Here is a 13436-nt window from a genome sequence, read left to right on the forward strand (position 1 = left end):
AGTCATCAAAATGGAGTTGAAGGTATCTTAACTCAATCAGACCGTAATAGTTTGTGATTAGTTTCATCGACCAGCAAATATCCGCTAGGGCGGGTGAGCCACTTTCTTAGGCAGTCGAGAGAGGGTTAGCTGCGCAACTGCAGTGAACAGCCCTTGCCAATAAGACATTTAGGCAACACCTAAGCGTGCTCTTACTACTTGTTCACAAGCATCAATGTTCATCGTGTCTTTTGGAATAATGAGCACGGTGTCATTGCCGCCAACCGTACCGATAATCTCGGTATGTGGGTCGATATCGACTAATCTTGCGACCAACTGTGCGCAACCAGGGTTTGTTTTTACAATCACCATCGCTTGGTTGTGAGTAATTAATTCGATTTGTGATGAGATTGAGGCATCGACACGCACAGGCGCGCTTTCAACCGTGATGCAGTAAACCTTTTTGCCACAGGCATTCTGAATTTTGACAACGCCAAGCTGTGACAAAATGCGAGAGACGGTCGATTGGCTAATGCCTGTATAGCCAATATCGACGAGTTTCTCGCGCAGTTGGTTCTGGGTCGAGAAGCTTTGCTGTTGTAGTAAGCGTTTGCACGCGGCAGTCAGTGTTTTATCTTCAGCTGAATACAAGCAACCGTGCTCAGTGATTGGGTTCATGAACAACTCCTTAAGGTCAACGTGTTGATATCGCTTGTCCATAGCGCAGAACGCACTCCCAAAGCCGTAGAGTACGATTGTTAATTAGGGCTTACCGATGAACCCCGAAATAAGAGGGAGGGTATGCGAGATGTATGATCATCTATGCATTGAGTTTACCACTAAAGGATAGTTATCTTTTTGAAGGCGATCACCAAACAAAATTCTGGTTAATTGCTTTTATTGTGGAGTTTTATTCTTTGGTTAAGTGGATATTTATTCCGCGTTGGGAATAAATATCCATAACTTATAAAGGGTTTTTGTTGCGGAGGTAATAGCGCTAAGGGTTAGCGAATTTCACTCATGATCTCGCGAGAGAATACTTTTTCACAGTAGTGACATTTTAGTTGCACGTTTTCCTGTTTAAGCTGAACTTTAAAGCTACTTTCAACAGGCTCACCGTGTGAAATACAGTTGCTATTTGGGCAAGCGAACACACTATTGATTTGGTCTGGCAGTACCAGTGTTAACTTGTTGACCACCTTGTACTCTTCAATTTGATTCACCGTCGCTTGCGGAGCATACAGAGCCAATTGGTTGGCTTGTTCTTTGGTTAGAAAGATGTTCTCAATCTTGATCAGATCTTTATGACCCAGTGCTGATGATGGCAAATTTAATCCCATGGTGATGCGTTGCTCGGTCTTGTGCAATTTAAACAGCTTGAGGATTTTGATCCCAAGGTGAGCAGGGATGTGGTCAATGACGCTGCCGTTACGAATGGCTTCTACTTGTAGCTGAGTTTGTTTAACCATGACTGTTTCTCCTGCTTATAAAGTGTCGTTTAGAACTAGGGCTAATAGGGCTTCGCGAGCATACACACCATTTTCAGCTTGCTCGAAGTAGTAAGCGTGTGGCGTTTTATCTACATCAGTTGTGATTTCGTCGACACGTGGTAGTGGGTGAAGCACTTTCATGTTTTGGCGTGCATCTTTCAGCGTATCAGCTGTTAGAATGTAAGCCGATTTCATGTGCGCGTATTCTGATGCATCAAAGCGCTCTTTCTGTACGCGAGTCATGTACAGAACATCCAGCTCAGGCACCACTTCTTCAATGCTGCTGTGGGTGCTGTATTGGATACCCATCTCTTCCAGTTCTTCACAGATGTAATCAGGCATCGCTAACACTTCTGGCGCAATAAAGAAGAAACGTACGTTATTGAATTTTGATAGTGCTTGCGTCAATGAGTGTACGGTGCGGCCATATTTTAGGTCACCAACGAATGCCACATTGAGGTTGTCGAGCGTGCCTTGCGTTTCGTAAATCGAGAATAGATCCAACAAGGTCTGTGTTGGGTGCTGATTGGCACCATCGCCACCATTCACAATTGGCACACCGTTAGAGAACTCAGAGGCTAAACGTGCTGCGCCTTCTTGTGGATGACGCATCACAAAGGCATCAACGTAAGAAGAGATAACTTGCACCGAATCGGCAAGTGTTTCGCCTTTTTTCGCCAATGACGTGTTACCGCCATTATCAAAACCGATGACAGTGCCACCTAGGCGTTGAACTGCGGTTTCAAATGAAAGGCGAGTTCGAGTTGAAGGCTCAAAGAAGCAGCTCGCAACCACCTTATTTTTCAGCAGCTCTGGGTTTGGCTCTGCTTTGAGTCTTGCTGCAGTATCGACGATAAGCTCCAGTTCATCACGAGAGAGCTCTGGAATGGAGATGATGTGCTTGTTAAATAACGAATGCGCCATAACGGGTCTTCCTTTTTCTATGCATACAGTCAAATTGCGGACAAAAAAAAGCCCCCTAAAAATAGGAGGCTTCGAAACGATCAATAGAGCAAAATAAAAATGACACTAACGCCACTCTTTGGCGTGTAGTTTGACAATTATGTGCGACAGAACTGCGGTTCATTTTTTGCTCTCTTTAGACAAATTGCGGAGGATTATACTCAGATAAAAAGGCCATGCAATACTTTCTGTAAAGTATTCATTTAATGGATTTTTATGCGAAATCACGTCCGTTTGTAGCTTCCATTTAAGCCTTTGTCGGAACTGCGAATCTCAGGGTTTTTCAGGTAATAATCTTTTTTAGTACATGAAAAAAAATGCGGGTTTTATCCAAGGTCAAAATCCCAAGAACGCCACCCGCATTTCCCTGTTATTGCACTTAACTTGTCAATGTCTTGCGAACAAGTGAGTGCTTAATTTTTTAACTTCGTAACTTTTTAATTTATTAGCTGCCTAGTGTCGCAACCATGACTGCTTTGATGGTGTGCATGCGGTTTTCTGCTTCATCGAATACGATTGAGTATTCAGACTCGACTACTTCATCTGTCACTTCTACGCCATCTTTAAGTTGCGGATATTCAGCAGCAAGTTGCTTACCGACTGTTGTATCTTCGCCGTGGAAAGCCGGTAGGCAGTGCATGAATTTCACATGTGGGTTGCCTGTTGCTTTGATCATTTCCATGTTCACTTGGTAAGGCATCATTAGGTTGATACGCTCAGCCCATGCTTCTTTCGCTTCGCCCATGGATACCCAAACGTCGGTGTATAGGAAGTCACAACCCTGCACGCCTTCTTGAACATCTTCTGTTAGCGTGATTTTGCCGCCAGTGTGTTCTGCGATTTCACGACATTGAGCTAGTAGCTCTTCTTGTGGCCAGAATTGCTTTGGAGCTACAAGGCGGATGTCCATACCCATTTTCGCAGCGCCAACCATCAGAGAGTTGCCCATGTTGTTACGAGCATCGCCTAGATAAGCAAAGCTGATTTCATGCAGTTGTTTACCACGGCCGTATTCCGTCATGGTTAGGAAGTCAGCCAAGATTTGAGTTGGGTGGAATTCGTCAGTCAGACCATTCCATACAGGTACACCAGCGTAAGCGCCTAGTTCTTCAACGATCTCTTGACCGAAGCCGCGGTATTCAATGCCATCGTACATACGGCCAAGAACGCGAGCGGTATCTTTCATAGATTCTTTGTGGCCAATTTGAGAGCCAGATGGACCTAAGTAAGACACGCGAGCACCTTGGTCGAATGCCGCGACTTCGAATGCACAGCGAGTACGAGTTGAGGTTTTCTCAAAGATAAGTGCAATGTTTTTGCCAGTCAGTGTCGGCTGTTCGTAACCGTTGTACTTCGCTTTTTTTAGCTCCATAGAAAGATCTAACAAGTGTTGAATTTCGCGTGGAGTGAAATCTAGTAGTTTTAGGAAGTTACGATTGCGTAGGTTAAAAGCCATGATGTATTCCTTCTTAGATTTAGGCGCTTTCCTGTTACAGGGAAAGAAAATTCAAGAAAGCGCGATTCAATTTTTGTGTATTAATTTCAGTTCAAACGGTGATTCAGTTTTCTCGCAAGGCTTGAAAAGCTCGCGAGTGGATTAATCTTTGGTGATATTGGTGCCCGCCAGGCCTTGCAGGATTTGCAAACCATCTTCGAGCGCACCGATACCGACGACCTTGCCGCCTTGTTGGATGAATTCGCACGACGCTTCAATTTTTGGCCCCATTGAGCCTGCATCAAATTCGAATTGCGCCAGTTCACTTGGTGTAGTGCTACGCAGTGCGTGTTGAGTCGGTTTGCCCCAGTCAAGGTAAACAGCGTCAGCGTCGGTCAAAATAAGCAGCGCATCCGCATCCAGTTGTTTCGCTAAGAAAGCCGCTGACATGTCTTTGTCGATAACCGCTTCAACACCGACTAATTTGCCGTTTTCTTTTTTGACTGGGATGCCACCGCCGCCAGTACAAATTACTAGGTGGCCGGCACCGATAAGTTGGGTGATTGCTTCGTGCTCAACAATGCCAGTAGGGCGTGGGCTTGGCACCACGCGACGGAAGTGTTGGCCGTCTGGTTTAACGATCCAGTGGAATTTCTCAGCCAATTCACGCGCTTCAGCTTCTTCGTAGATCGGACCAATCGGCTTGGTTGGATCTGCGAATGCAGGATCGTTTGGATCAACTGTCATTTGCGTCAACATGCATGAGATGTTGCGGTTAGGCAGATAGTTTTTGAACTCCTGCATCAACATGTAGCCGATCATGCCTTGAGTCTCACTGCCCAACACATCCAATGGATACGGATTTACTTTTTTGTATTCCAAACCTTGCAGAGCAAGTAAACCAACTTGTGGGCCATTACCGTGAACTAAAACCACGTTGTACACTTTCGCGATTTCAGAGATGGTTTTAACAGCTGTTTCAATATTACGGCGCTGAACATCGGCTTCTAACGGCTCACCACGACGAAGTAGGGCGTTTCCACCGAGTGCGACAACAACAGTTTGCTTAGTCATAATTGTGTTCTCTCATTTGGCCAAGCTGAGATTATTTAAGGTCGTTCAACTTGGCCGTTTCGTCTTAGTGATTAGATACCATCACGCTCAATTGGGCAGCTCATGCAGCGTGCGCCACCGCGACCGCGGCCAAGTTCATCTCCAGGGATAGGAAGAACCGTGATGCCTGCTTTGTCGTATTTTTCGTTGGTGTATGTATTGCCTTCGTAGCCAATAACAACGCCTGGTTTAACGGTAAGAACGTTGTTCGCATCGTTCCACTGTTCGCGTTCTGCATGGAAGTTGTCACCACCGGTCGTGATTAGGTTTAGCTTGTCTACGCCAAGTGCTTTTTCGATAGCCGTTACGAAGTAGCCCTCTTCTTTCACTTTCACTGCGCCAGACTCATCGCCAGTTAGGTTCCAGCACTGCACGTCTTTACTTACAACTTCAGGGTAAACAGAGAAGGTATCTTCGTTCATGTGAGTCATAACGGTGTCTAAGTGCATGCAAGAGCGGTGTTTTGGTAGTTGCATTGCGATAACTTGTTTCGCTTGACCGTGTTTGAATAGGCTAGACGCTAAGTGCTCAACACCTTGTGCTGTTGTACGCTCAGACATACCGATAAGAACTGTGCCACGACCGATAACAAGAACGTCACCACCTTCAATCGTTGAGTTGTCGTAGCTGATATTTTCTTCATCACCAAAGTATTTAATGAAGTCTTGGCCTGCGAATGTTGGGTGCCAGCGGTAAATAGCGCGAACATGGTTGGTTTCACGTTGGCGAGCAGGTTTCGCCATCGGGTTGATAGATACGCCACCGTATACCCAGCAAGATGTGTCACGAGTAAATAGGTGATTTGGTAGCGGTTCGATAATGAAGTCGGTCGGTGCGTGCATGCCTTGCATCATTGAAGATGATTTCATTGGCATTTCAGCGTAAGACAGACCGCCCGTTAGGATTTTTGCTAGCTCTAAGTTCGGTAAGTCGCCTAAGTAGCAACGCACGTCATTAGCAAAAGTTTTACCTAAGCGGTAATCAGAAACTTGATGATTCAAAAGCCAATCTTTCGCTTCTGGCACTGCTAGTGTGTCTGCTAGTAGGTCAGTAAGAAGAAGAACTTCAACACCTTGATCACGTAGCGTTTTAGTAAATGCATCATGCTCTTTACCTGCGCGCTCAACAGCCAGTACGTCATCAAATAGCAAATCGTGACAGTTAGAGGGTGTTAGGTGAGTCAGTGCGCGTCTTGGGCGGTGAACTAGAACGCGGCGTAATTGACCTATTTCAGAACCAACATAGAACTTACTCATGATCGTCTCTCTCTTATATATTTGAATTACTTTTATCGCTAAGAGTAATTATTTATTTTCAGTTGAGAAGAATGAATTATTTATTCACATCTCTTGTCTGGAATTAATATTACGCCTGCTAGTCAGGTATTCTTAGAGATCTATCACAAATCGTTTTTTATCCCGCAGCCCTTTAAAATTAAGGGTTTTAACAAACTTTATGCACTTTTAGTTATGAGCAATACATTCTAAATAGTTAGCTGTTTGGGAACTTTATGCACGCTTTTTTGACGAAACTTACTAGAATCTAATTTACGAGGGATTATATGCAGAATGTTTTTATTGATAAGAGTGTACTTAGCTTGGAAGTATGCAGTGTTTTTATTTAGATATTTAATTTTGGATATGGAATTAATTATTTATTAACAAAGTAAATGCGAATAAAGCTGTTGTGATCACATTTTAAAATCGTCTGTTTAAGTGTGTTTTTTGATAAAAAATGGCATTAACTATCGTTTGTCTATTAGTATGTAAATTACTTTAAATATAATTAACGCTAATAAGTGACTAACTATTTGTTTAAACATCACAGTTGAAAATAGAGTGTTATTTCCTCAAGCTAATTTGATGTTTAAAAGTCGGATTGATTCTTCTATTGCGAGTGCTTTGGGTTTGGCTGAGCTTTGCTACGAACAGAAGATAGCTTGAATATCGCGTGTATGGCTTTGAGGAGCTGTTTTAGTAGCAGAGGGTTACATTGGGAGAGGAAGCAATAAAAAAGCCGCTGTGAGAAGCGGCTTTGGATGAGAAAGGAGTGAAGTGCTGTTAGTTAGATCAGCGCACCAATACTCAGTACAACAATACAGAACACCATCAAGATACCGACTAATGGCATCACCCATTTAACCCAGCGTACATAAGGGACGCGAGCAATCGCCAAGCCGCCCATCACCACCGCAGAGGTCGGGGTGATTAGGTTGACCAAGCCGGATGCAGATTGGTACGCAGTGATAACCAAGTCGCGACCTACACCGGCAAAGTCAGCCAGTGGTGCCATGATTGGCATGGTCAATACTGCTAGACCAGACGTCGATGGAACTAAGAACGACAGTAGAATCTCTAAGAAGAACATCACGTTAATGAAGATAACTGAAGAAAGCCCCGTTACCATTTGCTCTGCAGAGAAGAGAATTGTATCAGTGATCATACCGCGGTCCATCACCACCACGATACCCCGTGCAATACCTATGATAAGCGCAACGCCAAGTAGGTCGCGGGCACCATCAATGAAGCTGGTGGTAAACTCTTCTTCGCTCATACGAGCCACAATACCGACGATGATGGTTGCTGCTAGGAACATTGCTGAGATCTCTGCCATCCACCATCCAGCAACGGATACACCGTAAATCATCACAGCGAACGAGCCACCAAAAATGGTCAGAATCAGTTTGCGAGTCGCGGTGAATTCAAGTTTCTCTCCGCTCGCATTACCTAAGAAGTGCGCTTTGTTCTCTTCGTATTTATCGTAGACAATTGATGTTGTTGGATCGGCTTGAACCATTCTTGCGTAACGCATCACGTAGGCAACACAAATACCCCAACCAATAATCAACATCGCAATACGCAACACGATACCGTCTGTAAATGGAATACCAGAGGCGTTAGCAGCGATCACGGTTGCGAATGGGTTAATTGTTGAACCCAGCACCCCAATGCCTGCGCCAAGCAGTACGGTTGCAGCGGCAACTAGAGGGTCAAAGCGAGCAGCCATCATTACAGGCACTAGCAATGTATAGAATGGGAGTGATTCTTCCGCCATGCCGTAGACAGTACCGCCAGCGGCAAACAGTGCCATCAGGATTGGTATCATCAACTCTTCTCGCCCTTCTAAGCGGGCGGTGACGCGCTCGATACCCGCATCAATGGCGCCAGTTTTGGTTACTAGTCCTAAGAAGCCACCAATGATTAAAATGAATAGTGAAACGTCGATTGCGGCCGCTTCATAACTATTATGGTCGTAGAAGCCATCAATAGGCGCTAGCAGTACATCAATCACGCCTTGAGGGTTACCTTCTACCGCTTGATAGGTGCCGGTTACGGGTACTTCTCGACCTAGCTCTTCATTCATTGCGCGGTCGTATTGGCCTGCTGGAACAATCCAGGTAAGCAGAGCGACGAACGCAATGAGAATAAATAGAATGGTGTAGGCAGAAGGGAATTTAAAGTTGGCAAAGAAGCCGCCCTTTTTTTCTCGCTTGGTATCGTTTGAGTTGTCATGGCTATCTCCTTACATCATCTTAAATAGAAGTGATGTGAATTAGCGACTAATGATTTATAGATTGTAAATACATTGACACTTATAAAATATCCAACGATATAAAGTTGGATGTTTTAAATTAATGTTTTTATATTTACCAATCCAAATGAAGTTAGATTTATTTTAGCTGCGGTTATTTTATTCCTTACGTTGGAATTTAAGTTTGGTGCTGTTCACAAAAATAATGGCCAATGAATGGGTTAGAAAATGGTAAAAAAATGGCAAGGTTTTTTGGTTAGTTAGCTTGGATTAATATTCGTTGTGGATTAAGGGTAAGTGGGGGATGATTGATTTGGTAGGTGTTGTTTATGAACGGCTAGAATAATCTTGGAATTTTATTCAAACTTTATTTTTAAGACGTTTTTAAATTTTATAATGGTTATTTGATGCGTATCAAATAATACATTGAGCAGAAAACAAAAAAGGAAGCCGAAGCTTCCTTTTAAATGTTCAATCGCCAGCGTATGTTAGATAAACAGACCGCCGAATGCGAAGCCTAGTGCTACCGCAGTACTGATTGTTACCACACCTGGAATGAAGAATGGGTGGTTGAATACGTAGTTACCAATACGTGTTGAGCCTGTGTCATCCATCTCAACTGCCGCTAGTAGCGTAGGGTAAGTTGGCAGTACGAACAGAGCACTTACCGCAGCAAAAGAAGCAACGGCTGTTAGTGGTGCTACGCCAATTGCTAGTGCTGCAGGCATCAGTGCAACCGTTGTTGCGCCTTGAGAGTAAAGCAGCATAGAAGCGAAGAACAGAACAAGAGCCAGCATCCATGGGTAATCAGCCAGTAGAGCGCCTGCTACGTCTTTGATTTCAGCAACGTGTGCGTTCACAAACGTTGAACCTAACCAAGCCACACCAAGTACACAAACACACGCTGTCATACCAGAGCGGAACGTTGGCGCTGAAGAGATCTTCGCTGCATCAATCTTAGTGAACATCACGATAGCCGCTGCCGCTGCCAGCATCACAGACATGATCGCTTCGTTACGACCTAGCGCTGGGTTTTCAATTAGGCCAACAGAGCTAGAGATAGCCGCTGCGTAACAAACCACGAAACCAATCGCAGCTAGGAAGATGTACGTTGCTTTCTTCGCTGTAGGAAGGATCTCGCGTTTCTCTTCTGTCGCCAGTTTGATTAGACCTTTCTCTAGACGTTCTTGGTAAACAGGATCGTCTTTCAGTTCGCTACCCATGTAGTTCGCAACAACAGCACCAACCATACAAGCGATGAAGGTTGTTGGGATACAAACCATCAATAGCGTTAGGTAATCAACACCAAATGGTGCCAGCATTGCTGCGAAAGCCACAACCGCTGCCGAGATTGGCGAAGCTGTGATGGCAATTTGAGAAGCGACAACCGCGATAGACAGTGGACGCGAAGGACGAACACCTTGGCCTTTCGCTACTTCTGCAATAACAGGAAGCGTAGAGAATGCTGTGTGACCAGTACCCGCCATTAGTGTCATTACAAAGGTCACAATCGGCGCGTAAAAGGTGATGCGTTCAGGGTGTTTACGCAAAAAGTTTTCTGCAATTTGCACCAACCAGTCCATACCGCCAGCAACTTGCATTGCAGCAATAGCGGTAATAACCGACATGATGATCAAGATTACGTCGATCGGGATGAAAGATTGGCTTGTTGGAACGCCAAGAATAAGTGAAAGGGCAATAACACCAGCACCACCGGCAAAACCAATACCGATACCGCCAATTCTGGCCCCCAAAAAGATAAAGAGCAGGACGATAAATAGTTCTACTGCAATCATAAGTAACACCTCATTTAGATTTTATTATGTGAACATTCGCCGATGGAATGTTCACATAATAGTTCTATGGTTTAGATTCAATTTAGCAAAAACGCAACCAATGGAAATCCACATAATAAGCAGGGTTAACCGTATTGGAGCCTAAAAAAGGGCTCCGCTTGGAGCCCTTTTTCGCTAACGTTATTCGTAGCGTTTTGCTTTATACTGAGGATGCATTAAATTTTCAACAGAGAAAATGTCATCAAGCTCTTCTTCGGTTAATAAACCGCGCTCTAGAACCACATCACGTACACTCTTACCTGTTTCAGCACAGATCTTACCGACAATGTCACCCTCGTGGTGGCCAATGTATGGGTTTAGGTAAGTTACGATACCGATAGAGTTAAATACGTGTGATTCACATACTTCTTTGTTTACAGTAATGCCGTCTACACACTTGTCGCGTAGATTCACACATGCGTTTGTTAGGATGTCTAGAGACTCAAACATGCTTTGTGCGATTACAGGTTCCATAACGTTCAGTTGCAGTTGACCACCTTCTGCAGCGAAAGAAACCGTGTTGTCGTTACCTAGAACTTTAAAGCAAACTTGGTTTACTACTTCAGGTACAACTGGGTTTACTTTAGCAGGCATGATTGAAGAGCCAGCTTGTAGTTCAGGTAGGTTCAGTTCGTTCAGGCCAGTACGTGGGCCAGAAGAAAGTAGACGTAAATCGTTACAGATCTTAGACAGTTTAACCGCTAGACGCTTAAGTGCGCCGTGCGTCATTACGTATGCGCCACAGTCAGACGTTGCTTCGATTAAATCTTCAGCCGCGACACATTCAAGACCAGTTACTTCTGCTAGGTGTTTCACTGCAAGACCTTGGTAGCCTGGTGCTGCGTTTAGACCGGTACCGATAGCTGTTGCGCCTAGGTTTACTTCAAGCAGTAGTTTTGAAGTGTATTCTAGGTTTTTGATTTCTTCATTGATGGTTACTGCCCAAGCATGGAACTCTTGGCCAACCGTCATTGGAACTGCGTCTTGAAGTTGAGTACGACCCATCTTCAAAATTGTATTGAATTCTTGGCTCTTAAGCTCGAATGCGCCCTTTAGGTATTCGATAGCGTCGATCAGTTTACGAACACTGTTGTAAACAGAGATACGGAAGCCAGTTGGGTAAGCACAGTTTGTCGATTGGCTGCGGTTTACATGGTCATTTGGGTTGATGAACTCGTATTGGCCTTTTTCTTTGCCCATAAGTTCAAGTGCCACGTTCGCAATAACTTCGTTCGCGTTCATGTTTACAGAAGTACCAGCACCACCTTGGAAAACGTCCGATGGGAACTGATCCATGCACTTGCCCGTGTCTAGGATTAGGTCACAAGCTTGGATGATGTATTTAGCCACTTCGCTTGGGATTACACCTAACTCTTTGTTTGCTAAAGCCGCCGCTTTCTTGGTCATTACCATACCGCGAACGAATTCAGGTACATCTGAGATCGTTACATTTGAGATGTTGAAGTTTTCAACTGCGCGTAGAGTGTGGATGCCGTAGTAAGCATCAGCCGGAACATGACGTTGACCTAATAGATCTTCTTCGAGACGAGTAGCTTGAGGAGCTTCAATTTGAGCTTCTGATTGAGTAGCCATAACAGGATCCTTAGAGAATTATTCTGATTATATAGTTAGTTATTAGCCTATTCTGTGTGCAAATACTCCGTTCGCTAGAATATTGGGCTGATAAATCCGTCCTGACTTATGTGGCACATGATACTGTACTTAGCGCATAAAAATATTAAGTTGATCACCTTTTTCGGTTTTGTTTCGTCAATATTCAGCAAACTTATTCCGGGTCAATAAACACGCTCATTTACAGGATAAATTTGAGATTGGTAGGGCTTTCAGCGTAAACTGCAAGTAACAAAGGAGGGCGTGTGTTTCCTATCTTATTATTACTATTTATCTTCGTACCCATCATTGAGATTGGGCTATTTATTCAAGTTGGTGGCTTCTTAGGATTGTGGCCAACTATTGCGTTGGTTTTGATTACTGCATTTGTTGGTGCATCTCTTGTTCGTAGCCAAGGTATTCAGACACTTATGTCTGTTCAAGGTCGATTGCAACAAGGCGAAATGCCGGCACAACAGATTCTTGAAGGAGTGATGCTTGCGGTTGCAGGCGTATTACTGCTGACTCCGGGTTTCATGACAGACGCGCTGGGTATGTTGGTGTTGCTACCAGCACCAAGAGCGATGATTGCCAAGAAAATGATGGAAAAAATGGTGGTTAAAAATATGTCTGGTGGTTTCCATGCGGGTGGGCAAACTGGCTTTGGTCAGAGTCCTTTTGGACAAGACCCATTCAATCGTGACCCATTTGACCAGTCAAAAGATGGCAACACCTTTGAAGGTGAGTTTGAGAAGAAAGACGACGATAACGATCGTAACCGACTAAACTAATCCACTTTCCCTCTTCTTTATATAGAGGGAAAAACAGAAAAGGCTGTTACCTTTATCCTTCGTCAGAAAGTGATAACGGTAACAGCCTTTTTTATTGAGTATTACTTACTCGTGATATCAAGTAATAAATAACAGGGCGGATGAGCGGTTATTTACTGCGATTGGCATTATACCGCGCCTTCAAATCCCATTTGTCGCCATGCTTCAAACGCGATGATTGCTACAGCATTTGATAAGTTGAGGCTGCGTGCGTCTGGCATCATTGGAATGCGAATACGTTGTTCCATCGGCATGCTTTCGATGAACTCAGCTGGCAGGCCGCGTGTTTCTGGGCCAAACATCAACACATCACCTTGTTGGAATTTTGCATCAACGTGGTGACCTGTTGTTTTAGTGGTACAAGCAAAGATGCGGAAACCACCCTCGCGCTCATTTTCTAGATACTCAAGGAAGGCTTCTAGGTTCTTGTGACGTTTAACTCGCGCTAGGTCGTGGTAATCCAAGCCTGCACGACGAACTTTCTTCTCTTCAAAATCAAAGCCAAGCGGTTCGATAAGGTGAAGGTTTGCGCCGCAGTTAGCACATAGGCGGATGATGTTACCCGTATTGGGTGCAATTTCTGGTTCGTATAAAGCGATATCAAACATGTTGGTTCACAAGAATAATCAAAGATAGCCAGAGTATACGG

At 44.3% G+C, this 13436-nt stretch carries 10 protein-coding genes and 1 pseudogene; 1 reads left to right on the plus strand and 10 read right to left on the minus strand.

The window, feature by feature from the left end; translation table 11 throughout:
* Positions 1–168: 168 nt before the first annotated feature.
* The 9 genes and pseudogenes from AB8613_RS09805 to aspA form a co-directional block, all read right to left on the minus strand.
* Positions 169–657: an arginine repressor gene (locus AB8613_RS09805; protein ID WP_285953288.1), complete on the minus strand. Its 489-nt coding sequence runs from the start codon at positions 655–657 to the stop codon at positions 169–171.
* Between the two features lie 326 nt (positions 658–983).
* Positions 984–1448, minus strand: a complete 465-nt coding sequence (gene pyrI, locus AB8613_RS09810; protein ID WP_060983419.1) for an aspartate carbamoyltransferase regulatory subunit — start codon at positions 1446–1448, stop codon at positions 984–986.
* Between the two features lie 15 nt (positions 1449–1463).
* Entirely contained in the window at positions 1464–2393 is a 930-nt protein-coding gene (gene pyrB, locus AB8613_RS09815; RefSeq protein WP_004729720.1) for an aspartate carbamoyltransferase, read from the minus strand.
* A 484-nt stretch (positions 2394–2877) separates the two neighbouring features.
* Positions 2878–3888, minus strand: coding sequence for an ornithine carbamoyltransferase (locus tag AB8613_RS09820; protein ID WP_017063666.1), 1011 nt, complete (start codon positions 3886–3888; stop codon positions 2878–2880).
* 141 nt (positions 3889–4029) lie between these two features.
* Positions 4030–4941, minus strand: coding sequence for a carbamate kinase (gene arcC / locus AB8613_RS09825; RefSeq protein WP_285953290.1), 912 nt, complete (start codon positions 4939–4941; stop codon positions 4030–4032).
* 71 nt (positions 4942–5012) lie between these two features.
* Positions 5013–6236 (minus strand): arginine deiminase, encoded by a 1224-nt coding sequence (gene arcA, locus AB8613_RS09830; protein ID WP_146492409.1) that lies wholly within the window; start codon positions 6234–6236, stop codon positions 5013–5015.
* An 808-nt stretch (positions 6237–7044) separates the two neighbouring features.
* Positions 7045–8492 (minus strand): annotated as a pseudogene (locus AB8613_RS09835) (YfcC family protein).
* A 507-nt stretch (positions 8493–8999) separates the two neighbouring features.
* Positions 9000–10307, minus strand: a complete 1308-nt coding sequence (locus tag AB8613_RS09840; RefSeq protein WP_017630904.1) for an anaerobic C4-dicarboxylate transporter — start codon at positions 10305–10307, stop codon at positions 9000–9002.
* Positions 10308–10487: 180 nt separating this feature from the next.
* Positions 10488–11939 carry an aspartate ammonia-lyase gene (aspA, locus tag AB8613_RS09845; RefSeq protein WP_146492410.1) on the minus strand — a complete coding sequence of 484 codons (1452 nt, stop codon included), beginning with the start codon at positions 11937–11939 and terminating at the stop codon, positions 10488–10490.
* Positions 11940–12223: 284 nt separating this feature from the next.
* Here aspA and AB8613_RS09850 point away from each other — a divergent pair, with 284 nt between their 5' ends.
* Positions 12224–12748, plus strand: coding sequence for an FxsA family protein (locus tag AB8613_RS09850; RefSeq protein ID WP_060983416.1), 525 nt, complete (start codon positions 12224–12226; stop codon positions 12746–12748).
* Positions 12749–12915: 167 nt separating this feature from the next.
* On the opposite strand, the gene trmL is transcribed toward AB8613_RS09850, so the two are convergent.
* Positions 12916–13395 carry a tRNA (uridine(34)/cytosine(34)/5-carboxymethylaminomethyluridine(34)-2'-O)-methyltransferase TrmL gene (trmL, locus tag AB8613_RS09855; RefSeq protein WP_060983415.1) on the minus strand — a complete coding sequence of 160 codons (480 nt, stop codon included), beginning with the start codon at positions 13393–13395 and terminating at the stop codon, positions 12916–12918.
* Positions 13396–13436: the final 41 nt, after the last annotated feature.

The sequence above is a fragment of the Vibrio sp. BS-M-Sm-2 genome (genome assembly GCF_041504345.1).
Lineage (GTDB): Bacteria > Pseudomonadota > Gammaproteobacteria > Enterobacterales > Vibrionaceae > Vibrio > Vibrio satsumensis.